Consider the following 24,414-nt stretch of genomic DNA (forward strand, 5'->3'; position numbering starts at 1 on the left):
GATGTTGCGGACGGATCTCGCGAGCTAGAGCGAGACAAGGCAGACATGGCCGAGGTCGCGGAGTTTACGAGCTGTAAATGAGCAGCCCGAGGCCATGTCTAACGCTGTATCGCCGACGCGCAGCAGATCCGAATGTCCTCAGTGCACGAGCATGCCGGTCAGCCAATAGGCCTGGACCAGGGTGATCAGGCCGACGAAGGTGGCGAAGATCAGGCTGTGCTTGAGGGTGAAGCGGAACAGGTCGGACTCCTTGCCGACCATGCCGGTGGCGGCGCAGGCCACGGCGATGGATTGCGGCGAGATCATCTTGCCGGTCACGCCGCCGCTGGTGTTTGCGGCCACCAGCAGGGTGTCGTTGACCCCGATCTGGTGCGCGGTGGTGGCCTGCAGCGAGCCGAACAGGGCGTTGGACGAGGTGTCCGAGCCGGTCAGGAACACGCCCAGCCAGCCGAGGAACGGCGAGAAGAACGGGAACAGCGAGCCGGTGCCAGCCAGGACCAGGGCCATGGTGGTGGACATGCCGGAGAAGTTGGTGACGAAGGCGAAGGCCAGCACCATGCCGATGGACAGGATCGGCCACTTCAGCTCGATGAAGGTTTCCTTGAAAGTGGTCAGACCAGTTTTGAAGTCGATCTTCAGGATCAGCATGGAGATCAGTGCCGAGAAGAAGATCGCGGTGCCGGTGGCGGAGATCGGGTCCAGCTTGAACACGGCCGGGATCGGCGTAGGGTTGGCGACGATCGGCGCGACCTTCAGTACCAGCTGGTCCAGGTGCGGGATGGCGAAGAGGAAGACCAGGCTCTCCAGCGCGCCGCCCGGGGCGAACATGGCCTTGAACGGCTTGAGGGTCCAGATGGTGACCAGCACGGTCAGCACCAGGAACGGCGACCAGGCCTTGAGGATCTCGCCGAAGCTGTAGGGTGACGGGGTGGCGCCGCTCTGGCCGCCGAAGCCGCCGAGGGTCGCGGCACCGCCGGAGATGCCGACCACTTCGCTGTCTTCAGCGCGGCGCGGGCTCCAGACCTTGAGGAACAGGGTCAGGCTGACCAGGCTGACCAGGGCCGAGGTGATGTCCGGCAGTTCCGGGCCGATGAAGTTGGAAGTGAAGTACTGGGTGACGGCGAAGCTGCCACCGGCGACCAGCGCGGCCGGCCAGGTTTCCTTGATGCCTTTCCAGCCATCCATCATCGCTACCAGCCAGAACGGCACGATGATCGACAGCAGCGGCAGCTGGCGGCCGGTCATGGCGCCGATCTTGAACGGGTCGATGCCGGTGACCTGGCCGGCCACGGTGATCGGGATGCCCAAGGCGCCAAAGGCCACCGGCGCGGTGTTGGCGATCAGGCACAGGCCGGCGGCGTACAGCGGGTTGAAGCCGAGGCCGACGAGCAGGGCGGCGGTGATCGCCACCGGCGCGCCGAAGCCGGCCGCGCCTTCGAGGAAGGCGCCGAAGGAGAAGCCGATCAGCAGCACCTGCAGGCGCTGGTCATCGGTGATCGACAACACCGAGCTGCGGATCACCTCGAACTGGCCGCTCTTCACCTCGAGTTTGTAGAGGAACACCGCGGCGACGATGATCCAGGCGATCGGCCACAGGCCGTAGGCGAAGCCGTAGCCGGCGGCGGCGAAGGCTTTCTCGGCAGGCATGCCGAAGGCGAAGATCGCCACCAGCAGCGACAGCGCCAGGGTGATGGTGCCGGCGATGTGGCCCTTGAGGCGGAACACGGCCAGGGCGAGGAAGAAGAAGATGATCGGAATCAGTGCGGCGAGCGCCGACAGGCCGAGGCTGCCGAGCGGGGTATAGAGCTGTTGCCAGGTTTGCATTGCGGGTGGCTCCCTAATTGTTTTTGGAGGTGCCTCGCGCTCGGTGATCGACAGGCTTCTGGCCTGGCGGCGGCAGATCGAGCGACGCGATGACTCGGGATGATTGGTAATACCAATTTACAAAGCCAGGCGCTCAGGGTAAAAGCCTGGCTCTTGGTGTGTCAATTTGTCCGGATGCGACTTTGGTCGAACCGGTTCACCTTATGCCGCTGCTTGCTGCGGTTAGCAGGGCTGGTTAGGCTGCCCGGCACAAGTCGCGAATGGCGGGCCAGACGGCTGCCGGGCGGCAGGGAATGAGGGTGGGAAGTGGTATGACATTCGGTCAGGTGCGGCAGCGCCGCCTGTCGGACGACATCGTCAGTCAGCTCGAGTCGATGATTCTCGAGGGCACGCTGAAGGCTGGAGAGCGGCTGCCGGCGGAGCGTGCGCTGGCGGAGCAATTCGGCGTATCGCGGCCGTCGCTGCGCGAGGCGATCCAGAAGCTGGTGGCCAAGGGCCTGCTGGTCAGTCGCCAGGGCGGCGGCAATTACGTGGCGGCGGAGCTGGGTTCGACCTTTAGCGACCCGCTGCTGCACCTGCTGGAGAGCAACCCCGATGCCCAGCGCGACCTGCTGGAGTTCCGCCACACACTGGAGGGCTCCTGCGCCTTCTACGCGGCGCAGCGCGCCACGCCGCTCGACCATGAGCGCCTGCGTGCCGCCTTCGACGAGCTGCAGCGCTGCTATGCGCCGGACAGCAAGGCCAGCCGGGCGGAGGAGGGCGCGGCGGACGCACGTTTCCATCTGGCCATCGCCGAGGCGAGCCACAACGCGGTGCTGCTACACACCATCCGTGGCCTGTTCGACCTGCTCCGGCACAACGTGGTGACCAATATCGGCGGCATGTACCTGCAGCGCAGCGAGACCCGTGACCAGTTGCGCGCGCAGCACCAGGCGCTGTTCGAGGCGATCATCGAGCGGCGCGCCGAGGCGGCGCGGCAACTGTCGGATCTGCATATCCAGTATGTGCAGGAAGTGCTGACCGAGGCCCAGCAGGAGGCTCGGCGGCTGGAGCGGGCGCAGCGGCGCCAGGGGCTGTAAAAGAAAAGGGCGGATGATCCGCCCTTTGTCTTATTCGTCCTTGCCCTTGCTGCGCATGGCGCGCTGGACTTCGCGATCGGCGTCGCGTTCTTTCTCGGTGTGGCGCTTGTCGAAGTCCTTCTTGCCCTTGGCCAGTGCGATCTCGCACTTGATCAGGTGGGCCTTCCAGTAGATCGACAGGGCTACGCAGGTGTAGCCCTTCTGCTGTACCGAGCCGAACAGCTTGTCCAGCTCGCGCTTGTTCAGCAGCAGCTTGCGGGTGCGGATCGGGTCGGCGATGACGTGGGTGCTGGCGGTCTTCAGCGGGGTGATGTGGCAACCCATCAGCCAGGCTTCGTCATCCTTGAGCAGGATGTAGCTGTCTACCAGTTGCGCCTTGCCGGCGCGCAGGCTCTTCACTTCCCAGCCGGACAGGACCAGGCCGGCCTCGAACTTGTGTTCGATGAAGTAGTCGTGCAGCGCCTTTTTGTTCAGCGCGATGGTCCCGGTGGGGTGTTTCTTCTGCTTGGCCATAGGGCGCGCATTATAGGGAGTCGATGCGCCCGTGGCGACAGGTGCGCTTGAGAGGGGTGGTCTAATTCCGCACAATGCGCGCTCCGTGGCGCTGGCAGGCCGGCGCGGCAGTTCAGGAACAAAAGGCTGATGAGTACCCGTATCCAACGCTCGGCCCTGTTGCCCTATCCGGCGCAGGCCCTCTATGACCTGGTCAACGATGTGGCCAGCTATCCGCAATTCCTGCCCTGGTGCGCGGCCTCAGAGGTGCTGGAAGCCAGCGAGAGCGAGATGCGCGCGACCCTCACGGTGGCCAAGGGGGGTATCAGCCAGCAGTTCACCACGCGCAACCGCCTGGTGCCGGGCAAGTCCATGGATATGCAGCTGGTGAACGGCCCGTTCTCCAAGTTGCATGGTGTGTGGGAGTTCAAGGCGCTCGGCGACAAGGCCTGCAAGATCAGCCTGGACATGACCTTCGATTACGCCGGTCCGCTGGTCAAGGCGACGCTCGGTCCGCTGTTCACCCAGGCGGCCAACACCATGGTCGATGCCTTCTGCCAGCGGGCCAAGCAGCTCTATGGCTGAGATCGACATCGAGGTGGTCTACGCCCTCGCAGGCGAGCAGCGTCTGCTGCGCCTGAGCGTGCCGGCCGGCACCACGGTGCGCGAGGCGGCGCTGCGCTCGGCGATGGACGAGCACTTTCCCGGGCTCGATCTGAGCGCCGCGGCGCTGGGCATTTTCGGCAAGCTGGTGGCCAAGCCGGAGGAGCGGGTGCTGGAGGCTGGCGAGCGGGTCGAAATCTACCGGCCGCTGCTGGCCGATCCCAAGGAAGTGCGCAAGGCGCGTGCGGCACGAGCCAAGGCGGCGCAGCAAGGCGATTGAGTGATTTTCAGCGGCCATGAAAAAGCCCGGCATTGGCCGGGCTTTTTGTTGTAGCGGATTACTGCGGCTGGGCGTCCAGCGGCTCCGGGATCGGCACGGGTACCGGCTCGGCGGCATCCACTTCGTCCTGGATCTGCTCCAGCAGAGAGCCCGGCTTGGCCGGCTCTTCGGTCTGCTGTTGAGGCTGCTGGTTGACGCTGGTATCGCTGCCTTCGCCGAGGATTTCCTGGTCGCGGCTGACGCCCGGCATGAAGTCGCCGGCCAGACCGATCAGTTGATCGCTGCCGTCGAACATCAGGCTGATGCGTTCCTGGTAACGCTGACGACCACCCGGTTGAATGCTGTACAGATAGTCCCAGCGCTTGGCGTGGAAGGTATCGGTGATCAGCGGGTTGCCCATGATAAACCGCACTTGGCGTTGGGTCATTCCGGGCTTCAACTGGTCTATCATGTCCTGTGTAACGACATTGCCCTGCTGGATGTCGATTTTGTAGACCCCGGGAAACGAACAGCCGGCGAGTGCGAACAGACCCACGAGGGTGAGGCTGGGCAGCAAGAGCTTGGTGTTTTGCATCGGTGGGTGACTTCCACTATCTTGGCTGGGCAAATTAAACCCCGATCATACCCGCATTAACGGGAGCTGCGAAGCAGCAACCACGAGAAAGCTGACCATGGTTGAAAACAACGAACTGCGTAAGGCTGGCCTCAAGGTCACCCTGCCGCGCGTGAAGATTCTGCAGATGCTCGACTCGGCCACTTCCGGCCAGCGCCACATGAGTGCAGAAGACGTATACAAGGCTCTGATGGAGGCCGGTGAAGATGTAGGTCTGGCCACGGTCTACCGCGTGCTGACCCAGTTCGAGGCCGCCGGCCTGGTCGAGCGCCACAACTTCGACGGCGGCCATGCCGTGTTCGAGTTGGCCGACAGCGGGCACCACGACCACATGGTCTGCGTCGATAGCGGCGAAGTGATCGAGTTCTTCGATCCGGAGATCGAGAAGCTGCAGAAAGAGATCGTCAAGCAGCACGGCTTCGAGCTGGTCGATCACAATCTGGTGCTGTACGTGCGCAAGAAGAAGTAAGCGCGTACCGAGTCAGACGAATCAGACGAAAAAGGCGCCCCGCGGGGCGCCTTTTTCATGGGCGGCTTTCTGCATCAGCTCTGGGCGCTGGTGACCATCTTACGTGCGTGCTGCAGGGATTCCTCGGTGAGGTCGACGCCGCCGAGCATACGCGCCACTTCCTCGACGCGCTGCGCTGTATCCAGGTTGGCCACGGCAGTGCGGGTCTCGGCGCTGTCGCGCTGCTTGTGCACGAACAGATGGTGATGGCCCTGGGCCGCGACCTGCGGCAGGTGGGTCACGGTCAGCACCTGGCCGCGTTCGCCCAGGCGGCGTAGCAGCTGGCCGACCACTTCGGCGGTAGGGCCGCCAATGCCGACGTCCACTTCGTCGAACACCAGGGTTGGTACCCGCGAGGTCTGCGCGGTGATCACCTGGATGGCCAGGCTGATACGCGAGAGTTCGCCGCCCGAGGCGACCTTGGCCAGCGACTTCAGTGGCTGGCCCGGGTTGGCGCTGACCAGGAATTCCACCTGCTCCAAGCCGTGGGGTTGCGGCTCTTCGGCACTGCCAGCCTGCAGCTCGATGCTGAAGCGTCCGCCGGGCATGCCGAGGGTCTGCATCTCCACCTGCACGGCTTCGGCCAGACGGCTGGCGGCTTGCTGGCGCAGGGCGCTCAGTTCGGCGGCCTTCTCGTGATAATGGCGAGCGTAGGAGGCCAGCTCCTCGCCCAGACGCTCTACCGCCTCGTCATCGGCGTTGAGGCTTTCCAGCTCTTCCAGCAGGCGCTGCTGCAGCTCGGCCAGCTCGAAGGGCTGCACCCGATGCTTGCGCGCCAGGCTGTAGATGGCGTCCAGGCGCTCTTCCAGCAACTGCTGACGCTGCGGGTCGGCATCGAAATGGTCGAGGAAGCGATTCAGTTCGCCGACCGCTTCCTCGACCTGGATCTGCGCGCTGGCCAGCAGGTTGGTCGCCTCGCCCAGAGCGCCGGGCTGACTGCTGAAGGCGGTGAGGCGATTGAGGCTGGCGGTGAGGGCAGACAGCACGTTGCCGGCATCGCTCTCGCTGCACAGGTCGAGCACCTGGCGGCAGGCGCCGAGCAGCTGTTCGGCGCTGCTCAGGGTCTTATGTTCCTGCTCCAGTCGTTCCAGCTCGTTGTCGCCCAGGCCCAGGTTCTCCAGTTCTTCCAGCTGGTAGCTGAGCAACTGGTGGCGGGCGCGCTGCTCGTCGCCGGTCGAGGACAGGCGCTGCAGCTCCTGGCGGGTCTGGCGCCAGCGCTGGGCGGCCAGGTGAACCTGGCGCGCCAGCTCCTGGCTGCCGGCGTATTCATCGAGCAGGCGGCGATGGGTGTCGGGCTTGAGCAGCGATTGGTGCTCGTGCTGGCTGTGGATGTCGATCAGCAGCTCGCCGAGGGCCTTGAGGTCGCCGAGCGGGCAGGGCGCGCCGTTGATGTAGCCGCGCGAGCGGCCCTCGCTGGTGATGACGCGGCGCAGGATGCACGGGCCGTCGTGGTCCAGGTCGCGTTCGGCGAGCCAGGCGCGGGCCTCGGCGATGTCTTCCAGGTCGAAGCTAGCGAGGATGTCCGCCTTGTCGGCGCCGGGGCGGACCGCGCCGCTGTCGGCGCGATCGCCCAGGGCCAGGCCGAGGGCGTCGAGCATGATCGACTTGCCGGCGCCGGTTTCGCCGGTGATCACGGACATGCCGCGTTCCAGCTCCAGATCCAGGTGTTCGACGATGGCGTAGTTGTGAACGGACAGGTGCACCAGCATGGAGAGCGCTCCCAAAAGTTTGTGCTGGCTATTTATACAGTGTTTTGTTTTGTCCCGGCAATAACCCTTGAAACCGTGCGACCGGCCCCCATATAGGCGGCAAGAAGCGCGGGCCATGACCCGCCGATGTATAGACAGGAGGAACCAATGGCAGACGAACAGACCCTGGACCCGGCAACCCCGGAAGAGCAACTGGCCCCCGAGGCGACCGCCGGCGACGACTTGGCCGCCCGCGTGCAGATCCTTGAAGAGCAGCTGGCTGCCGCCCAGGATCAGTCCCTGCGCGTGGCCGCCGACCTGCAGAACGTGCGCCGCCGCGCCGAGCAGGACGTGGAGAAGGCGCACAAGTTCGCCCTGGAAAAGTTCGCCAACGACCTGCTGCCGGTGGTCGACAGCCTGGAGCGTGGCCTGGAGCTGTCCAGCCCCAACGATGAGGCGATCAAGGCCGTGCGTGAAGGCATGGAGCTGACCCTCAAACTGTTCCACGATACCCTCAAGCGCTACCAGCTGGAGGCGGTCGATCCGCACGGCACGCCGTTCAATCCGGAGCATCATCAGGCCATGGCGATGGAGGAGAGCACCCATGTCGAGCCGAATACGGTGCTCAAGGTGTTCCAGAAGGGCTACCTGCTCAACGGCCGTCTGCTGCGCCCGGCCATGGTGGTGGTAAGCAAGGCGCCGAGCGCGCCGCCGCCCTCCATCGACGAGCAGGCTTGAAATCCATCGGGCCGACCCCCATCTGTTACAGCAAGCGAATTCATAGCTGACGCGGCGGGCATGACAGGCCGCGGTTAACGACAAAGTTTCGGAGAGTTTGAACATGGGCAAAATCATCGGTATCGACCTGGGGACCACCAACTCCTGCGTGGCCATCCTGGAAAACGGCAGCGTCAAGGTCATTGAGAACGCCGAGGGCGCGCGTACTACCCCCTCGATCATCGCCTACACCAACGACGGCGAGACTCTGGTCGGCCAGAGCGCCAAGCGCCAGGCGGTGACCAACCCGCACAACACCCTGTTCGCAGTGAAGCGCCTGATCGGTCGCCGCTTCGAAGAAGATGTCGTGCAGAAAGACATCAAGCTGGTTCCCTACAAGATCGTTAAGGCCAGCAACGGCGACGCCTGGGTGCAGGCCAGCGGCAAGGACATGGCGCCGCCGCAGATCAGCGCCGAAGTGCTGAAGAAAATGAAGAAGACCGCCGAGGACTACCTGGGCGAGGCTGTGACCGAAGCGGTGATCACCGTGCCGGCCTACTTCAACGATAGCCAGCGCCAGGCCACCAAGGACGCCGGCCGCATCGCCGGTCTGGACGTCAAGCGCATCATCAACGAACCGACCGCGGCTGCGCTGGCCTACGGCATGGACAAGGCCAAGGGCGACCACACCGTGATCGTGTATGACCTGGGTGGCGGTACCTTCGACGTGTCGGTGATCGAGATCGCCGAAGTCGACGGTGAGCACCAGTTCGAAGTGCTGGCCACCAACGGTGACACCTTCCTCGGTGGTGAAGACTTCGACATGCGCCTGATCGACTACCTTGTCGACGAATTCAAGAAAGAGTCCGGCATGGATCTGAAGAACGATCCGCTGGCTCTGCAGCGCCTGAAAGAGGCCGCTGAAAAGGCCAAGATCGAGCTGTCCTCGTCCCAGCAGACCGATGTCAACCTGCCGTACATCACCGCCGACGCGACCGGTCCGAAGCACCTCAACGTGAAGATCTCCCGCGCCAAGCTGGAGGCCCTGGTCGAGGATCTGGTCGCCCGTACCATCGAGCCGTGCCGCATTGCCCTGAAGGACGCCGGCATCGACGCCAGCAAGATCGACGACGTGATCCTGGTCGGCGGCCAGACCCGTATGCCGCTGGTGCAGCAGAAGGTTGCCGAGTTCTTCGGCAAGGAAGCGCGCAAGGACGTCAACCCGGACGAGGCCGTGGCCATCGGTGCCGCCATCCAGGGCGCCGTGCTGGCCGGTGACGTCAAGGACGTGCTGCTGCTCGACGTGTCCCCGCTGACCCTGGGCATCGAGACCATGGGCGGCGTGATGACTCCGCTGATCGAGAAGAACACCACCATCCCGACCAAGAAGTCGCAGGTGTTCTCCACCGCCGACGACAACCAGAGCGCCGTGACCATTCACGTGCTGCAGGGCGAGCGCAAGCAAGCCGCGCAGAACAAGTCGCTGGGCAAGTTCGATCTGGCCGAGATTCCGCCGGCTCCGCGTGGCGTGCCGCAGATCGAAGTGACCTTCGACATCGACGCCAACGGCATCCTGCACGTCGGCGCCAAAGACAAGGCCACCGGCAAGCAGCAGTCGATCGTGATCAAGGCCAACTCCGGCCTGTCCGACGAGGAAATCGAGCGCATGGTGCGTGACGCCGAGGCCAACGCCGAGGAAGACCGCAAGTTCGAGGAGCTGGCCGCTGCCCGCAACCAGGGCGACGGTCTGGTCCATGCCACTCGCAAGATGATCACCGAGGCTGGCGACAAGGCCACTGCCGACGAGAAGGCGGCCATCGAGAAGGCCATCGGCGAACTGGAAGCAGCGCTGAAAGGCGACGACAAGGTGGCCATCGAGGCCAAGATCAACGCCCTGTCCGAAGCTACCACTCCGCTGGCGCAGAAGATGTACGCCGAGCAGCCGCAACCGGGCGCTGCCGCCCAGGGCGCTGATGACACCAAGGATGCCGGCGACGACGTGGTCGACGCCGAGTTCGAAGAGGTCAAGGACAACAAGTAAGCTACGGCTTGCTTCCGTTCCAGCCTGCCGAAGCCTGGCTTCGGCAGGTGCGATTCGCCGCGCGGGAGCTTGCTCCCGCGTTGGTGTGTCTGGGGCAGACGAATTTAAAGGTGTTGATGTATGGCCAAACGTGACTATTACGAAGTGCTCGGTGTGGAGCGCGGCGCCAGCGAAGCGGACCTGAAGAAGGCCTACCGCCGCCTGGCGATGAAGCACCACCCGGACCGCAACCCGGACGACAAGGCCGCGGAAGAGAAATTCAAGGAGGCCAACGAGGCCTATGAAGTGCTCTCCGATGCCAGCAAACGCTCGGCCTACGACCAGTACGGCCACGCCGGCGTCGACCCGCAGATGGGCGGTGGCGGCTTCGGCGCCGGCGGCGCGAACTTCTCCGACATCTTCGGCGATGTGTTCAGCGATTTCTTCGGCGGTGGCGGTCGCGGCGGCCAGCGTGGCGGCGCCCAGCGCGGCTCGGATCTGCGCTACACCCTCGAACTGGACCTGGAAGAGGCGGTGCGCGGCACCACCGTGACCATTCGCGTGCCGACCCTGGTCGGTTGCAAGGCCTGCGATGGCAGCGGCGCCAAGAAGGGTACCAGCCCGGTGACCTGTACCACCTGCGGTGGCATCGGCCAGGTGCGCATGCAGCAGGGCTTCTTCTCGGTGCAGCAGACCTGCCCGCGCTGCCATGGCAGCGGCAAGATGATCACCGACCCCTGTGGCAGCTGCCATGGTCAGGGCCGGGTGGAAGAGAGCAAGACCCTGTCGGTCAAGGTGCCGGCGGGCGTCGACACCGGCGACCGCATCCGCCTGTCCGGCGAGGGCGAAGCGGGCTCCCATGGCGGGCCGTCGGGCGACCTGTACGTGGTGGTCAACGTGCGCGAGCACCCGATCTTCCAGCGTGACGGCAAGCACCTGTACTGCGAAGTGCCGATCAGCTTCGCCGACGCGGCGCTGGGCGGCGAGCTGGAAGTGCCGACCCTGGATGGCCGGGTCAAGCTGAAGATCCCGGAAGGCACCCAGACCGGCAAGCTGTTCCGCCTGCGTGGCAAGGGTGTGGCCCCGGTGCGCGGCGGCGGTGCCGGCGACCTGATGTGTCGGGTGGCGGTAGAGACGCCGGTCAACCTGGACAAGCGCCAGCGCGAGCTGCTGGAAGAGTTCCGCAAGTCGCTGGAAGGCGACAGTTCCCACTCGCCCAAGGCCAGCGGCTGGTTCGACGGCATGAAGCGCTTCTTCGGCGACATCTAAGGAACAGGCTATGCAACGTATCGCAGTGATGGGCGCCGCCGGGCGCATGGGCAAGATCCTCATCGAGGCGGTCGGTCAGGCGGAAGGCGCCAAGCTGACCGCGGCGGTGGATCGCCCGGACAGCAGCCTGATCGGTGCCGACGCCGGCGAGCTGGCGGCGCAGGGCAAGATCGGTGTGACCCTGGCCGGCGACCTGAGTGCCGTGCTGGATCAGTTCGATGTGCTGATCGACTTCACCCATCCGTCGGTGACCCTGAAGAATCTGGAAGTCTGCCGCCAGGCGGGCAAGGCCATGGTCATCGGCACCACCGGCTTCTCGCCGGAGGAGAAGCAGCTGCTGAGCGAGGCGGCCAAGCAGATCCCGATCGTCTTCGCCGCCAACTACAGCGTCGGCGTCAATCTGTGCCTGAAGCTGCTGGATACCGCCGCCCGCGTGCTGGGCGACGATGTCGATATCGAGATCATCGAGGCGCATCACCGGCACAAGGTCGACGCGCCGTCCGGCACCGCGCTGCGCATGGGTGAGGTGGTGGCCAATGCCCTGGGGCGTGATCTGCAGAAGGTTGCGGTCTACGGTCGCGAGGGCCAGACCGGCGCCCGCGAGCGCGAGACCATCGGTTTCGCCACCGTGCGTGCTGGTGATGTGGTCGGTGATCACACCGTGCTGTTCGCCGCCGATGGCGAGCGTGTGGAGATCACCCACAAGGCCTCCAGCCGCATGACCTTCGCCAAGGGCGCGGTGCGCGCGGCGCAATGGCTGCAGGGGCAGTCTGCTGGACTTTATGACATGCAGGACGTGTTGGGGCTGAACTGAAATGCCTGAACGGTCCATGCAAGCTGTGGACCGAAAAGGGCTTTTCCTGTAAGCTTCCCGCTTTAGTGTGTCCACTAAAAGTAACGCAGAATGAATCAGATAAAGAAGCGGGGTGACGGTCAATACGTCATCCCGCTTTTTTACAACCTGCGTTTGTGCAAGTTTCAGATCTAAGGGAGGTCTTCTTGACTAAGCCAGCCATTCTCGCCCTTGCCGACGGCAGCATTTTCCGCGGTGAAGCAATCGGGGCCGACGGCCATACCATCGGTGAAGTGGTGTTCAATACCGCCATGACCGGCTATCAGGAAATCCTCACCGATCCTTCCTATGCCCAGCAGATCGTCACCCTGACCTACCCGCATATCGGCAACACCGGCACCACGCCGGAAGACGCCGAGTCCAACCGCGTGTGGGCCGCCGGCCTGATCATTCGCGACCTGCCGCTGACCTCCAGCAACTGGCGCGACAAACAGCCGCTGGACGAATACCTGAAAGAGAACGGTACCGTCGCTATCGCCGGCATCGACACCCGTCGTCTGACTCGCATCCTGCGCGAGAAGGGCTCTCAGAACGGCTGCATCCTGGCTGGCGAAGACGCCACCGAGGAAAAAGCCCTGGAACTGGCTCGTAGCTTCCCCGGCCTTAAAGGCATGGACCTGGCCAAGGTGGTCAGCTGCACCGAGCGCTACGAGTGGCGCTCCAGTGTGTGGAACCTGAAAGACGACAGCCACCCGGAAATCGCCGCCAGCGAGCTGCCCTACCACGTGGTCGCCTACGACTACGGGGTCAAGGTCAACATCCTGCGCATGCTGGTCGAGCGCGGCTGCCGCCTGACCGTGGTGCCGGCCCAGACCCCGGCCAAGGACGTGCTGGCGCTGAACCCGGACGGCGTGTTCCTCTCCAACGGCCCGGGCGACCCCGAGCCGTGCGACTACGCCATCGCCGCGATCAAGGAAGTGCTGCAGACCGAAATCCCGGTCTTCGGCATCTGCCTCGGCCACCAGCTGCTGGCCCTGGCCTCCGGCGCCAAGACCGTGAAGATGGGCACCGGCCACCACGGCGCCAACCACCCGGTCCAGGACCTGGATTCCGGCGTGGTGATGATCACCAGCCAGAACCACGGTTTCGCCGTGGACGAGCCGAGCCTGCCGGCCAACCTGCGCGCCACCCACAAGTCGCTGTTCGACGGCACCCTGCAGGGCATCGAGCGTACCGACAAGGACGCCTTCAGCTTCCAGGGTCACCCGGAAGCCAGCCCGGGCCCGCACGACGTCGCCCCGCTGTTCGACCGCTTCATCGAAGCCATGGCCAAGCGCCGCTAAGCCACGCCGACTGACCCAAGGATTCGAGTAAGAACCATGCCAAAACGTACAGACATCAAAAGCATCCTGATCCTCGGCGCCGGCCCCATCGTCATCGGCCAGGCCTGCGAGTTCGACTATTCCGGCGCTCAGGCCTGCAAGGCCCTGAAGGAGGAAGGCTTCCGCGTCATTCTGGTGAACTCCAACCCGGCCACCATCATGACCGACCCGGCCATGGCCGACGCCACCTACATCGAGCCGATCAAGTGGGCCACCGTGGCCAAGATCATCGAGAAGGAGCGTCCGGACGCGCTGCTGCCGACCATGGGTGGCCAGACCGCGCTGAACTGCGCCCTGGACCTGGAAAAGCACGGCATCCTGGAAAAATTCGGCGTCGAAATGATCGGTGCTAATGCCGACACCATCGACAAGGCCGAAGACCGTTCGCGCTTCGACAAGGCGATGAAAGACATCGGCCTGGCCTGCCCGGTTTCCGGCATCGCCCACAACATGGAAGAAGCCTACGGCGTGCTGGAGAAGGTCGGCTTCCCCTGCATCATCCGTCCGTCCTTCACCATGGGCGGCACCGGCGGCGGCATCGCCTACAACCGTGAAGAATTCGAAGAGATCTGCGCCCGCGGCCTGGATCTGTCGCCGACCAGCGAGCTGCTGATCGACGAATCGCTGATCGGCTGGAAGGAATACGAGATGGAGGTGGTCCGCGACAAGAAGGACAACTGCATCATCGTCTGCTCCATCGAGAACTTCGACCCGATGGGCGTGCACACCGGCGACTCGATCACCGTGGCTCCGGCACAGACCTTGACCGACAAGGAATACCAGATCCTGCGTAACGCCTCCCTGGCGGTGCTGCGTGAGATCGGCGTGGAAACCGGCGGCTCCAACGTGCAGTTCGGCATCTGCCCGAACACCGGCCGCATGGTGGTGATCGAGATGAACCCGCGCGTGTCGCGTTCCTCGGCGCTGGCCTCCAAGGCCACCGGCTTCCCGATCGCCAAGATCGCCGCCAAGCTGGCCGTGGGTTACACCCTCGACGAGCTGAGCAACGACATCACCGGCGGCCGCACCCCGGCCTCGTTCGAGCCGGCCATCGACTACGTCGTCACCAAGATCCCGCGCTTCGCCTTCGAGAAATTCCCGAAAGCCGACGCCCGCCTGACCACCCAGATGAAGTCCGTGGGTGAAGTCATGGCCATCGGCCGCACCTTCCAGGAGTCCATGCAGAAAGCCCTGCGCGGCCTGGAGGTCGGTGTTGCCGGTTTCGACGAGAAGCTCGACCTGAACGACCCAGAAGCCGAGAGCACCCTGCGTCGCGAACTGACCGTGCCGAGCGCCGACCGCGTCTGGTACGTGGCCGACGCCTTCCGCGCCGGCAAGACCGTCGCCGAAGTGTTCGACCTGACTCGCATCGACGAGTGGTTCCTGGTGCAGATCGAAGACCTGGTCAAGGACGAAGAGCGCATCAAGACCCTGGCGCTTTCGGCCATCGACCGCGACCTGATGTTCAAGCTCAAGCGCAAAGGCTTCTCCGACATCCGTCTGGCGAAGCTGCTGGGCGTGACCGAGAAGACCCTGCGCAGCCACCGCCACAAGCTGAAAGTGCTGCCGGTGTACAAGCGCGTCGACACCTGCGCCGCCGAGTTCGCCACCGACACCGCCTACATGTACTCGACCTACGAGGAAGAGTGCGAGGCCAACCCGAGCGGTCGCGACAAGATCATGATCCTCGGCGGCGGTCCCAACCGTATCGGCCAGGGCATCGAGTTCGACTACTGCTGCGTGCACGCGGCGCTGGCCATGCGTGAAGACGGTTACGAGACCATCATGGTCAACTGCAACCCGGAAACCGTCTCCACCGACTACGACACCTCCGACCGCCTGTACTTCGAGCCGGTGACCCTGGAAGACGTGCTGGAAATCGTCCGCGTCGAGCAGCCGAAAGGCGTGATCGTGCAGTACGGCGGCCAGACCCCGCTGAAACTGTGCCGCGCCCTGGAAGAAGCCGGCGTGCCGATCATCGGTACCTCGCCGGACGCCATCGACCGCGCGGAAGATCGCGAGCGCTTCCAGCAGATGGTGCAGCGCCTGAACCTGCGCCAGCCGGCCAACGCCACCGCGCGCAGCGAAGACGAGGCCCTGGCCCTGTCCAAGTCGATCGGCTACCCGATGGTCGTGCGCCCGTCCTACGTACTGGGCGGCCGCGCGATGGAAATCGTCTACCAGGAAGAAGAGCTCAAGCGCTACATGCGCGAAGCGGTGAAAGTGTCCAACGACAGCCCGGTGCTGCTGGACCGCTTCCTCAACTGCGCCATCGAAGTCGACATCGATGCGGTGTGCGACGGCGAGACCGTGGTGATCGGCGCGATCATGCAGCACATCGAACAGGCCGGCGTGCACTCCGGTGACTCCGCCTGTTCGCTGCCGCCGTACTCGCTGCCGGCGCACATCCAGGACGAGATCCGCGACCAGGTCAAGAAAATGGCCCTGGAGCTCGGTGTGGTCGGCCTGATGAACGTGCAGATGGCCGTCCAGGGCGAAGACATCTACGTCATCGAAGTGAACCCGCGCGCCTCGCGTACCGTGCCGTTCGTCTCCAAGTGCGTCGGCGAGTCGCTGGCGAAAGTGGCGGCCCGCGTCATGGCCGGCAAGTCGCTGGCCGAAGCCGGTTACGCCGAGGAAGTGATTCCGCCTTACTTCAGCGTCAAGGAAGCGGTGTTCCCGTTCGCCAAGTTCCCGGGCGTCGACCCGATCCTCGGCCCAGAGATGAAGTCCACCGGTGAAGTGATGGGTGTCGGCGACAGCTTCGGCGAGGCCTTCGCCAAGGCGCAGCTGGGCGCCAGCGAAATCCTGCCAAACTCCGGCTGTGCCTTCATCAGTGTGCGCGAGGACGACAAGGCTCAGGCCGTCGAGGTCGCGCGCGATCTGGTCAGCCTGGGCTTCGAAGTGGTCGCCACCGCCGGTACCGCCAAGGTGATCGAGGCCGCCGGTCTGCCGGTGCGTCGCGTGAACAAGGTGACCGAAGGCCGCCCGCACGTGGTCGACATGATCAAGAATGACGAAGTCACCCTGATCATCAACACCACCGAAGGTCGTCAGTCCATCGCTGACTCCTACTCCATCCGTCGTAACGCCCTGCAGCACAAGATCTACTGCACCACCACCATCGCGGCTGGTCAGGCGATCTGCGAAGCGCTCAAGTTCGGTCCCGAGAAGACCGTGCGCCGCCTGCAGGATCTGCATGCAGGAATCAAGGCATGAACAAGTACCCCATGACCGTCCAGGGCGCTCGCGCCCTGGAAGAAGAGCTGGCTCACCTGACCAAGGTGGTGCGTCCCAAGCTCAGCCAGGACATCGGTGAGGCGCGCGAGCTGGGCGACCTCAAGGAGAACGCCGAGTACCACGCCGCCCGCGAACAGCAGGGCATGGTCGAGGCGCGTATCCGCGATATCGAGGGCCGTCTGCAGCACGCGGTGGTCATCGACGTCACCACCATCGCCCACACCGGCAAGGTGATCTTCGGCACCACCGTGGACATCGCCAACTGCGAGACCGACGAGAGCGTGACCTACCAGATCGTTGGCGAGGACGAGGCCGATATCAAGGTCGGCAAGCTGTCGGTCAGCTCGCCCATCGCCCGTGCCCTAGTGGGCAAGGAAGAGGGGGACGTGGTGGCGGTGAAGACCCCGAGCGGCCTGGTCGAGTACGAGATTGTCGAAGTCCGTCATATTTAAGCGCCAACCGCTGCGGGCGGGTGCGATCAGCTGGCAGCTGGCTCAGACATTCTGGGTCGGCGGCCTGTGGCTGCTGCACTTCGTCATGCTGCCGACGCTGGAAAAGATGGGCCTGGCGCCGCTGCTGATCGAAGAGATCAAGGCGGCGCTGAGCCCGCTGCTGATCGGCTTCGCTGCGTTCTGTGTGGTGCTTCAAGGCATGGTGCTGGCGCAGGCGCAGGGGTTCTCCAGCCTATGGCGCGAGCTGCGTGGCCAGTTGCTGCTGATCGTGCTGCTCATGGCGGTGGCGTTCTTCGCCGTGCGCCACTGGCAGCCGGATGCCGAGCGCTGGTTGCAGTTCAACTATCTGGTGCTGGCCCTGTGCGGCCTGGTGCTGGTGCTGCAGCCGCTGCCGGGGCAGCGGAGCGAGTGAGGCGGGGTCGCTATCAGGCCTGATAGCGGTGGATGTTCGAGAGATTCTTGTTCGGCTTGGGGTTCTTGCGGTAGATCAGGGCCATCTTGCCTATCACCTGGACCAACTCGCAGCGGCCGACGGCAGCCAACTCGTCGATCAGTGCACGGCGATCGTCGCGCTCGGTCAGGCGGAACTGCACCTTGATCAGTTCATGATCGTTGAGGGCGCGCTCCAGTTCGGCCAGCACGCCTTCGGTCAGGCCGTTCTCGGCCACGATCAGTACCGGTTTCAGGTGGTGACCGATGGACTTGAAGTGTTTCTTCTGTTCGTTGGTAAGCGCCATAATCTGATCCTGCTGCTGTTTGTATCGACCCTGCCCGGCGGGCAGGCCGCAGCCTTCACCCATTCCGTTGCCGCGCACCGGCCGCAAAAACCGCGTAGTTTACCCGAGCCGGCCCGGCTGCGCCCGTTTCTATTCGGGCGATCGGCCTGCGGCATGCTCAAGACTAGTTCGCACGGGTCGAGATGGCTTCTGCTCTCTACGTGGGAGAGGCGGGCCATCGGGCAGGCCTTGTGATTTTCGATCCGGCCCCCATATGAGTGGGGTGGAGAATGCTGCCGGGCGCGCTGGCTGGTTCGCAGGCGCCGTGGCGCCTAGACTGGAACTGGCCGGACGAGGCCGGGTCGGATGGCCAAGTCTCATAAAGGGTTACAGACGGTTCCTGCCTGGGGTAGGGGTTGTGTAGTAAGTTAGGCTGGTAATCCACCAGCCGTCATGCGAAGCGCGTTTCCAGGACGAGGCTCGTTTCAGAGGGTAGCGAATTGAACGACATGGCAAAGAACCTGATCCTGTGGCTAATCATCGCAGCCGTCCTGGTCACGGTGATGAACAACTTCTCCAGCCCCAGCGAAGCCGGCAAGCTGAACTACTCCGAGTTCATCCAGCAGGTGCAGGAAGGCAAGGTCAAGCAAGTCACTGTCGATGGTTACATCATCAGCGGCAAGAACCTCGACGGCACTACCTTCGAGACCGTTCGTCCGGACATCGAGGACCGGGGTCTGATCAAGGACCTGATCGACAACAATGTCGAGATCGTCGGCAAGATGCCTGAGCGCCAGAGCATCTGGACTCAGCTGTTGGTAGCCAGCTTCCCGATCCTGGTGATCATCGCCGTGTTCATGTTCTTCATGCGTCAGATGCAGGGCGGTGGCGGTGGCCGCGGTGGGCCGATGAGCTTCGGCAAGTCCAAGGCGCGCCTGCTCTCCGAAGATCAGGTCAAGACCACCCTGGCTGACGTCGCCGGTTGCGACGAGGCCAAGGAAGAGGTCGGCGAGCTGGTCGAGTTCCTCCGCGATCCAGGCAAGTTCCAGCGCCTCGGTGGCCGTATTCCTCGTGGTGTGCTGATGGTCGGTCCGCCCGGTACCGGTAAGACCCTGCTGGCCAAAGCCATCGCCGGTGAGGCCAAGGTGCCGTTCTTCACCATTTCCGGCTCCGACTTCGTCGAGATGTTCGTCGGTGTCGGTGCCAGTCGCGTGCGCGACATGTTCGAGCAGGCCAAGAAGCACGCGCCCTGCATCATCTTCATCGACGAGATCGACGCCGTTGGCCGTCATCGTGGCGCCGGCCTGGGTGGTGGTCACGACGAGCGTGAGCAGACCCTCAACCAGTTGCTGGTCGAGATGGACGGTTTCGAGATGAACGACGGCATCATCGTCATCGCCGCTACCAACCGTCCGGACGTGCTCGACCCGGCGCTGCTGCGCCCCGGTCGCTTCGACCGCCAGGTGGTGGTCGGTCTTCCGGATATCCGCGGTCGCGAACAGATTCTGAAAGTGCATATGCGCAAAGTGCCGGTGGGTGACAATGTCGAGCCGGCGGTCATCGCGCGCGGCACTCCGGGCTTCTCCGGTGCCGATCTGGCCAACCTGGTCAACGAGGCTTCGCTGTTCGCGGCTCGAGCCAGCAAACGCCTGGTGGAGATGAAGGAATTCGAGCTGGCCAAGGACAAGATCATGATGGGCGCTGAGCGCAAATCCATGGTCATGTCCGAGAAGGAGAAGCTCAACACCGCCTATCACGAGGCGGGCCACGCCATCGTCGGGCGTCTGGTTCCCGAGCATGACCCGGTCTACAAGGTGTCGATCATTCCGCGCGGTCGCGCCTTGGGTGTGACCATGTTCCTGCCGGAAGAGGATCGCTACAGCCTGTCCAAGCGCGCCCTGACCAGCCAGATCTGCTCGCTGTTCGGCGGCCGTATCGCGGAAGAGATGACCCTGGGCTTCGATGGCGTCACCACCGGTGCCTCCAACGACATCATGCGTGCGACGCGCCTGGCGCGGAACATGGTGACCAAGTGGGGCCTGTCCGAGAAGCTCGGTCCGCTGATGTACGCGGAAGAGGAGGGTGAGGTGTTTCTTGGTCGCAGTGCCGGCAGTCAGCAGGCCAACGTCTCCGGCGAAACCGCCAAGGCTATCGACGAAGAAGTGCGCAGCATCATCGATGGCTGCTATGGCACCGCCAAACGTCTGCTGGAAGAGAATCGCGACAAGCTGGACGTGATGGCCGACGCGCTGATGAAGTACGAGACCATCGATGCCGACCAGATCGACGACATCATGGCCGGCCGCACGCCGCGCGAGCCTCGTGATTGGCAGGGCGGCTCGGGTACTCCTGCGCCCAAGGAGCAGGCCGAGCGTCCGGAAACTCCGATTGGCGGCCCTGCGGGCGAGCACTAAGGCCCGCGCATGACCATTCCGCAGTACCCGCCCCGGCTGCCCTGTGGCAGCCGGGTGCTCGATCTGGCCCTGCCGCAAGTGATGGGCATCCTCAATGTCACTCCCGACTCTTTTTCCGATGGCGGCCGCTTCGCCGCGCGTGATGCCGCAGTGCGCCATGCGGCGCAGATGGTGGCGGCCGGCGCGACGCTGATCGATGTCGGTGGTGAGTCTACTCGCCCGGGAGCTCGTCCTGTGTCGCCGGTCGAGGAGCTGGAGCGCGTGGCGCCGGTGGTCGAGGCCATCGCCGCCGAGCTGGATGTGATCATCTCCCTGGATACCTCGACTCCCGCGGTTATGCGCGAGGGTGCTAGGCTGGGGGCTGGGCTGATCAACGACGTGCGCGCCTTGCGTCGTGATGGTGCGCTGGAGGCGGCCGCCGACAGCGGTTTGCCGGTGTGCCTGATGCACATGCTCGGCGAGCCCGGCAGCATGCAGCAGAATCCTCAGTATCATGACGTGGTGGGCGAGGTGCGTGATTTTCTCGCTCAGCGCATGACGGTCTGTGTCGAGGCGGGCATTCCCGTCGAGCGCATCGTTCTTGATCCCGGCTTCGGTTTCGCCAAGACTCTCGCCCACAACCTGAGCCTGTTCAGGCGCCTGGAGGCGCTGCATGAGCTCGGTCGGCCGCTACTGGTCGGTGTGTCGCGCAAGACCATGATCGGTCAGGCGCTGGGGCGCGAAGTCCATGAGCGCCTGTCGGGTGGTCTGGCGCTGGCAGCGCTGGCGGTTGCCAAGGGCGCGTGTATCCTGCGCGTCCATGATGTCGCCGAAACTGTCGATGCGGTGCGCATGATTGCTGCCGTACAGGCAGCAGAATAAGAAGTTGGAGTGAGTATGAGCAGAAAGTATTTCGGTACCGACGGTATCCGCGGCCCTGTCGGCCAGTTCCCCATCACTCCCGAGTTCATTCTCAAACTGGGCTGGGCTGCGGGCATGGCGTTCCGCAAGCAGGGTAAGTGCCGCATTCTGATCGGCAAGGACACGCGCATCTCGGGCTATATGTTCGAGTCGGCACTGGAGGCCGGGCTGGTGGCTGCTGGCGCTGACGTAATGCTGCTCGGCCCCATGCCGACCCCGGCCATTGCCTACCTGACTCGTACCTTCCAGGCCGAGGCGGGCATCGTCATCAGTGCCTCGCACAATCCTCACCATGACAACGGCTTCAAGTTCTTTTCCGGCAAGGGCACCAAGCTGCCGGACGAGATCGAGCTGATGATCGAGGAGCTGCTCGATCAGCCGATGACGGTGGTGGAGTCCGATCAGCTCGGCAAGGTCTCTCGTATCAACGATGCGGCGGGTCGCTACATCGAGTTCTGCAAGAGCAGCGTGCCGAGTAGTACCAGTTTCGCCGGTCTCAAGCTGGTCATCGACTGCGCCCATGGCGCCACCTACAAGGTTGCGCCCAGCGTGTTCCGTGAACTGGGTGCCCAGGTATCGGTGCTATCGGCCCAGCCCAACGGCCTGAACATCAACGACAACTGTGGTTCGACCCATGTCGAGTCGTTGCAGGCCGAGGTGCTGGCGCAGCAGGCGGATTTGGGCATTGCCTTCGATGGCGATGGCGATCGCGTGTTGATGGTCGACCACACCGGTACCGCGGTGGATGGCGATGAGTTGCTGTACATCATCGCGCGCGACTTGCAGGAGCGCGGCAAGCTGCAGGGTGGTGTGGTTGGCACCCTGATGAGCAATCTGGGGCTTGAGTTGGCGCTCGGTGAGCTGGGTATTCCCTTCGTGCGGGCCAAGGTTGGCGATCGCTATGTGATGGCCGAGCTGCAGGAGCGTGAATGGCAACTGGGCGGCGAAAACTCCGGGCACCTGGTGTGCTGTCAGCACACCACCACGGGCGATGCGATCATCGCAGCATTGCAGGTGCTGATGGCGCTCAAGCGCAGTGGACAGACCCTGGCCGAGGCGCGCCAAGTGGTGCGCAAGTGCCCGCAGATACTGATCAATGTGCGCCTTTCCGGCGATGTCGACCCCGTTGAGCACGCGGCGGTCAAGGATGCCTGTGCGCGAGTCACCGAGCGCATGGCGGGGCGTGGTCGTGTCCTGTTGCGCAAGTCCGGCACCGAGCCGCTGGTGCGGGTGATGGTCGAGGGTGACGACGAAAATCAGGTGCGTGGCTATGCCGAGGAGCTGGCCAAAGTGGTCGGCGAGGTCTGTGCCTGATACGGCTTGCTAGTGGAAAAGCTCTTGGGTAACATCTGCGCCCACTTTGAACGACGAGGTCTGGCATGCGTCGCCCCCTGGTAGCTGGTAACTGGAAAATGCACGGTACCCGCGCCAGCGTCGCAGAGCTGATCAAGGGCCTTCGTCAATTGGCACTGCCTAGCGGTGTCGAAGTGGCAGTCATGCCGCCTTGTCTGTACATCTATCAGGTGTTGATTGGGTTGGAAGGCAAGGCGATCGCCGTCGGTGCGCAGAACTGCGCCGTGGAGCCCATGCAAGGCGCTCTGACCGGTGAGATTGCGCCCAGCCAGTTGGCCGATGCTGGTTGCGGCATGGTGCTGGTGGGGCACTCCGAGCGTCGCCTGATTCTAGGCGAGCGTGACGAGCAGGTGAGTCGCAAGTTTGCCGCTGCGCAATCCTGTGGTCTGGTTCCGGTGCTGTGCATCGGCGAGACCCTCGAGCAGCGTCAGGCGGGCAGGACGCTGGAAGTGGTATCTGCCCAGCTGGGAAGCGTGATCGAGGAGTTGGGCGTAGGTGCCTTCTCCGCGGCTGTTGTCGCGTACGAGCCGGTCTGGGCCATTGGCACCGGATTGACTGCATCGCCTCAGCAGGCTCAGGAAGTTCATGCGGCTATCCGTGCGCAGCTGGAAGCAGAAAATGCGGAAGTGGCGCGCGGTGTAAGAATTCTGTATGGCGGCAGTGTCAAGGCCGCCAATGCTGCCGAGTTGTTCGGCATGCCGGATATCGATGGGGGGCTCATTGGTGGGGCCTCCTTGAACGCAGATGAGTTTGGTGCGATCTGTCGCGCCGCAGGAAACTGATAAATGCTGGAAACAGTCGTAATTGTCGTGCATCTGCTGGGCGCCATTGGCGTCGTTGGTCTGGTGCTGCTGCAGCAAGGTAAGGGCGCGGATGCCGGTGCCTCTTTCGGTGCGGGTGCTTCCGGTACCGTCTTCGGAAGCCAAGGTTCCGCTACCTTTCTGAGTCGCTTTACTGCTATACTCGCCGCGGCTTTTTTCATTACCAGCTTGGGTTTAGCCTTCTTTGCTAAAGAGAAAGCTGATAATCTGACGCAGGCTGGTCTGCCGGATCCGGCAGTGCTGGAAGTTCAGCAAGAGAAGCCAGCAGTTGAAGATGTTCCGGTGCTCGAAGAGCAAAAGCCGGCAGTCGAAAAGGCTGACGTGCCCCAGGTTCCGGAGCAGAAGTAATACCCTCTTTGCCGAGGTGGTGGAATTGGTAGACACGCTACCTTGAGGTGGTAGTGGCCATAGGCTGTAGGGGTTCGAGTCCCCTCCTCGGTACCATATTTCGGCAGGGCCCGCAGGTTGCGGGCCTTGTCGTTTTCAGGAGTTCGGTTGACCCTCAGGGGTTAGGTCCGTATACTCTTGGCCCAGCTTTGGCGCGGGGTGGAGCAGTCTGGTAGCTCGTCGGGCTCATAACCCGAAGGTCGTTGGTTCAAATCCAGCCCCCGCAACCAGTCGTAAAGAAGCCCCTTATTCAGGGGCTTTTTGCTAGCTGGACAATCCGCCACCGGCTTTACGTCGGGTGGCACGATGGATGGGCGTTTCGCCCATTTTTTATTTCTACGACATGCGCGGAGGGCTTCGGGTGTCGAGCAAGCTGGAACAGTTGCAGGCCATGTTGGCCCCGGTGATCGAATCTCTCGGCTATCAATGCTGGGGCATCGAGTTCATCTCCCAGGGGCGGCATTCCCTGCTGCGCGTGTACATCGATCATGCCAACGGCATCCTGATCGAGGATTGCGAGGTGGTCAGCCGGCAGGTCAGCGCCGTGCTGGACGTCGAAGATCCGATCAGCAGCGAATACACCCTCGAGGTGTCTTCGCCGGGTATGGATCGACCGCTGTTCACCATCGAACAGTTCGCCAAGCATGTTGGCGAGCAGGTGAAGATCAAGCTGCGTTCGCCCTTCGATGGGCGGCGCAATTTCCAGGGCCTCCTTCGCGGTGTGGAGGAGCAGGACGTGGTGGTGCTGGTGGATGACCACGAATTCCTGTTGCCGATCGATCTGATCGACAAGGCCAACATTATCCCCCGTTTTGACTGAGACGCGGATCCCGCGGATCCAATGGATTGCGAAAGGCGAGGCG

At 63.6% G+C, this 24,414-nt stretch carries 23 protein-coding genes and 2 tRNA genes; 20 read left to right on the forward strand and 5 right to left on the reverse strand.

What is annotated here, in order from left to right; genetic code table 11:
• Positions 1–138: 138 nt before the first annotated feature.
• On the reverse strand, positions 139–1,824 hold the full coding sequence (locus FFS62_RS01320; RefSeq protein ID WP_137971014.1) for a lactate permease LctP family transporter: 1,686 nt from the start codon (positions 1,822–1,824) through the stop codon (positions 139–141).
• Between the two features lie 311 nt (positions 1,825–2,135).
• On the opposite strand from FFS62_RS01320, the gene FFS62_RS01325 reads away from it, so the two are divergent.
• A complete protein-coding gene (locus tag FFS62_RS01325) occupies positions 2,136–2,903 on the forward strand; it encodes an FCD domain-containing protein (RefSeq protein WP_137971015.1) in 768 nt (255 codons plus the stop codon).
• 30 nt (positions 2,904–2,933) lie between these two features.
• Here FFS62_RS01325 and smpB read toward each other — a convergent pair whose 3' ends face one another.
• On the reverse strand, positions 2,934–3,416 hold the full coding sequence (gene smpB / locus FFS62_RS01330) for an SsrA-binding protein SmpB (RefSeq protein WP_137971016.1): 483 nt from the start codon (positions 3,414–3,416) through the stop codon (positions 2,934–2,936).
• Positions 3,417–3,545: 129 nt separating this feature from the next.
• On the opposite strand from smpB, the gene FFS62_RS01335 reads away from it, so the two are divergent.
• Positions 3,546–3,980: a type II toxin-antitoxin system RatA family toxin gene (locus tag FFS62_RS01335; RefSeq protein ID WP_137971017.1), complete on the forward strand. Its 435-nt coding sequence runs from the start codon at positions 3,546–3,548 to the stop codon at positions 3,978–3,980.
• Positions 3,973–4,278, forward strand: a complete 306-nt coding sequence (locus FFS62_RS01340) for an RnfH family protein (RefSeq protein WP_137971018.1) — start codon at positions 3,973–3,975, stop codon at positions 4,276–4,278. Before FFS62_RS01335 ends, FFS62_RS01340 begins: the two co-directional genes overlap by 8 nt.
• A 58-nt stretch (positions 4,279–4,336) precedes the next feature.
• Here the strand turns inward: FFS62_RS01340 and FFS62_RS01345 are convergent, their stop codons facing one another.
• Entirely contained in the window at positions 4,337–4,852 is a 516-nt protein-coding gene (locus tag FFS62_RS01345) for an outer membrane protein assembly factor BamE (RefSeq protein WP_137971019.1), read from the reverse strand.
• A 97-nt stretch (positions 4,853–4,949) separates the two neighbouring features.
• Here FFS62_RS01345 and fur point away from each other — a divergent pair, with 97 nt between their 5' ends.
• Complete coding sequence (fur, locus tag FFS62_RS01350) at positions 4,950–5,360, forward strand: ferric iron uptake transcriptional regulator (protein WP_137971020.1); 411 nt, start codon at positions 4,950–4,952, stop codon at positions 5,358–5,360.
• A gap of 74 nt (positions 5,361–5,434) precedes the next feature.
• Here fur and recN read toward each other — a convergent pair whose 3' ends face one another.
• Positions 5,435–7,108, reverse strand: a complete 1,674-nt coding sequence (recN, locus tag FFS62_RS01355; RefSeq protein ID WP_137971021.1) for a DNA repair protein RecN — start codon at positions 7,106–7,108, stop codon at positions 5,435–5,437.
• Positions 7,109–7,255: 147 nt separating this feature from the next.
• Between recN and grpE the strand changes: the two genes are divergently transcribed.
• The 8 genes from grpE (at position 7,256) to FFS62_RS01395 (ending at position 17,372) form a co-directional block, all read left to right on the forward strand.
• Complete coding sequence (gene grpE / locus FFS62_RS01360; protein ID WP_137971022.1) at positions 7,256–7,825, forward strand: nucleotide exchange factor GrpE; 570 nt, start codon at positions 7,256–7,258, stop codon at positions 7,823–7,825.
• A 103-nt stretch (positions 7,826–7,928) separates the two neighbouring features.
• Positions 7,929–9,845, forward strand: coding sequence for a molecular chaperone DnaK (gene dnaK / locus FFS62_RS01365; protein WP_137971023.1), 1,917 nt, complete (start codon positions 7,929–7,931; stop codon positions 9,843–9,845).
• Between the two features lie 120 nt (positions 9,846–9,965).
• Complete coding sequence (dnaJ, locus tag FFS62_RS01370; RefSeq protein ID WP_137971024.1) at positions 9,966–11,093, forward strand: molecular chaperone DnaJ; 1,128 nt, start codon at positions 9,966–9,968, stop codon at positions 11,091–11,093.
• A 10-nt stretch (positions 11,094–11,103) separates the two neighbouring features.
• Positions 11,104–11,907 (forward strand): 4-hydroxy-tetrahydrodipicolinate reductase, encoded by an 804-nt coding sequence (gene dapB, locus FFS62_RS01375; protein WP_137971025.1) that lies wholly within the window; start codon positions 11,104–11,106, stop codon positions 11,905–11,907.
• Between the two features lie 185 nt (positions 11,908–12,092).
• Positions 12,093–13,229, forward strand: coding sequence for a glutamine-hydrolyzing carbamoyl-phosphate synthase small subunit (gene carA / locus FFS62_RS01380; protein WP_137971026.1), 1,137 nt, complete (start codon positions 12,093–12,095; stop codon positions 13,227–13,229).
• 36 nt (positions 13,230–13,265) lie between these two features.
• A complete protein-coding gene (carB, locus tag FFS62_RS01385) occupies positions 13,266–16,487 on the forward strand; it encodes a carbamoyl-phosphate synthase large subunit (protein WP_137971027.1) in 3,222 nt (1,073 codons plus the stop codon).
• Entirely contained in the window at positions 16,484–16,960 is a 477-nt protein-coding gene (gene greA / locus FFS62_RS01390) for a transcription elongation factor GreA (RefSeq protein ID WP_137971028.1), read from the forward strand. The genes carB and greA overlap by 4 nt, the downstream gene beginning before the upstream one ends.
• 10 nt (positions 16,961–16,970) lie before the next feature.
• Entirely contained in the window at positions 16,971–17,372 is a 402-nt protein-coding gene (locus FFS62_RS01395; protein WP_137972203.1) for a DUF4149 domain-containing protein, read from the forward strand.
• 13 nt (positions 17,373–17,385) lie between these two features.
• On the opposite strand, the gene yhbY is transcribed toward FFS62_RS01395, so the two are convergent.
• A complete protein-coding gene (gene yhbY, locus FFS62_RS01400) occupies positions 17,386–17,697 on the reverse strand; it encodes a ribosome assembly RNA-binding protein YhbY (protein ID WP_137971029.1) in 312 nt (103 codons plus the stop codon).
• Between the two features lie 488 nt (positions 17,698–18,185).
• Between yhbY and ftsH the strand changes: the two genes are divergently transcribed.
• The 8 genes from ftsH (at position 18,186) to rimP (ending at position 24,371) form a co-directional block, all read left to right on the forward strand.
• Entirely contained in the window at positions 18,186–20,090 is a 1,905-nt protein-coding gene (gene ftsH / locus FFS62_RS01405) for an ATP-dependent zinc metalloprotease FtsH (protein WP_137971030.1), read from the forward strand.
• Positions 20,091–20,099: 9 nt separating this feature from the next.
• Positions 20,100–20,951 carry a dihydropteroate synthase gene (folP, locus tag FFS62_RS01410; protein WP_137971031.1) on the forward strand — a complete coding sequence of 284 codons (852 nt, stop codon included), beginning with the start codon at positions 20,100–20,102 and terminating at the stop codon, positions 20,949–20,951.
• A gap of 15 nt (positions 20,952–20,966) precedes the next feature.
• Positions 20,967–22,304 carry a phosphoglucosamine mutase gene (gene glmM, locus FFS62_RS01415; protein ID WP_137971032.1) on the forward strand — a complete coding sequence of 446 codons (1,338 nt, stop codon included), beginning with the start codon at positions 20,967–20,969 and terminating at the stop codon, positions 22,302–22,304.
• Positions 22,305–22,369: 65 nt separating this feature from the next.
• Positions 22,370–23,125, forward strand: a complete 756-nt coding sequence (tpiA, locus tag FFS62_RS01420; RefSeq protein ID WP_137971033.1) for a triose-phosphate isomerase — start codon at positions 22,370–22,372, stop codon at positions 23,123–23,125.
• Between the two features lie 3 nt (positions 23,126–23,128).
• On the forward strand, positions 23,129–23,512 hold the full coding sequence (secG, locus tag FFS62_RS01425; protein WP_137971034.1) for a preprotein translocase subunit SecG: 384 nt from the start codon (positions 23,129–23,131) through the stop codon (positions 23,510–23,512).
• 10 nt (positions 23,513–23,522) lie between these two features.
• Positions 23,523–23,608 (forward strand) — tRNA-Leu (locus tag FFS62_RS01430).
• 96 nt (positions 23,609–23,704) lie between these two features.
• A tRNA-Met gene (locus FFS62_RS01435) sits at positions 23,705–23,781 on the forward strand.
• A gap of 131 nt (positions 23,782–23,912) precedes the next feature.
• Positions 23,913–24,371, forward strand: coding sequence for a ribosome maturation factor RimP (gene rimP / locus FFS62_RS01440; RefSeq protein ID WP_137971035.1), 459 nt, complete (start codon positions 23,913–23,915; stop codon positions 24,369–24,371).
• The last annotated feature ends 43 nt before the right edge of the window (positions 24,372–24,414 follow it).

Origin of the sequence: Pseudomonas sp. F(2018), from assembly GCF_005508865.1 — a bacterium.
Classification (GTDB): Bacteria; Pseudomonadota; Gammaproteobacteria; order Pseudomonadales; family Pseudomonadaceae; genus Aquipseudomonas.

Coding starts and splice junctions, on each gene's coding strand:
- FFS62_RS01320 (WP_137971014.1), bottom strand. CDS start 1,824: ATGCAAACCTGGCAACAGCTCTATACCCCGCTCGGCAGCCTCGGCCTG.
- folP (WP_137971031.1), top strand. CDS start 20,100: ATGACCATTCCGCAGTACCCGCCCCGGCTGCCCTGTGGCAGCCGGGTG.
- grpE (WP_137971022.1), top strand. CDS start 7,256: ATGGCAGACGAACAGACCCTGGACCCGGCAACCCCGGAAGAGCAACTG.
- secG (WP_137971034.1), top strand. CDS start 23,129: ATGCTGGAAACAGTCGTAATTGTCGTGCATCTGCTGGGCGCCATTGGC.
- dapB (WP_137971025.1), top strand. CDS start 11,104: ATGCAACGTATCGCAGTGATGGGCGCCGCCGGGCGCATGGGCAAGATC.
- FFS62_RS01345 (WP_137971019.1), bottom strand. CDS start 4,852: ATGCAAAACACCAAGCTCTTGCTGCCCAGCCTCACCCTCGTGGGTCTG.
- tpiA (WP_137971033.1), top strand. CDS start 22,370: ATGCGTCGCCCCCTGGTAGCTGGTAACTGGAAAATGCACGGTACCCGC.
- carB (WP_137971027.1), top strand. CDS start 13,266: ATGCCAAAACGTACAGACATCAAAAGCATCCTGATCCTCGGCGCCGGC.
- greA (WP_137971028.1), top strand. CDS start 16,484: ATGAACAAGTACCCCATGACCGTCCAGGGCGCTCGCGCCCTGGAAGAA.
- FFS62_RS01325 (WP_137971015.1), top strand. CDS start 2,136: ATGACATTCGGTCAGGTGCGGCAGCGCCGCCTGTCGGACGACATCGTC.
- yhbY (WP_137971029.1), bottom strand. CDS start 17,697: ATGGCGCTTACCAACGAACAGAAGAAACACTTCAAGTCCATCGGTCAC.
- recN (WP_137971021.1), bottom strand. CDS start 7,108: ATGCTGGTGCACCTGTCCGTTCACAACTACGCCATCGTCGAACACCTG.
- fur (WP_137971020.1), top strand. CDS start 4,950: ATGGTTGAAAACAACGAACTGCGTAAGGCTGGCCTCAAGGTCACCCTG.
- dnaJ (WP_137971024.1), top strand. CDS start 9,966: ATGGCCAAACGTGACTATTACGAAGTGCTCGGTGTGGAGCGCGGCGCC.
- ftsH (WP_137971030.1), top strand. CDS start 18,186: ATGGCAAAGAACCTGATCCTGTGGCTAATCATCGCAGCCGTCCTGGTC.
- FFS62_RS01340 (WP_137971018.1), top strand. CDS start 3,973: ATGGCTGAGATCGACATCGAGGTGGTCTACGCCCTCGCAGGCGAGCAG.
- dnaK (WP_137971023.1), top strand. CDS start 7,929: ATGGGCAAAATCATCGGTATCGACCTGGGGACCACCAACTCCTGCGTG.
- smpB (WP_137971016.1), bottom strand. CDS start 3,416: ATGGCCAAGCAGAAGAAACACCCCACCGGGACCATCGCGCTGAACAAA.
- FFS62_RS01335 (WP_137971017.1), top strand. CDS start 3,546: ATGAGTACCCGTATCCAACGCTCGGCCCTGTTGCCCTATCCGGCGCAG.
- glmM (WP_137971032.1), top strand. CDS start 20,967: ATGAGCAGAAAGTATTTCGGTACCGACGGTATCCGCGGCCCTGTCGGC.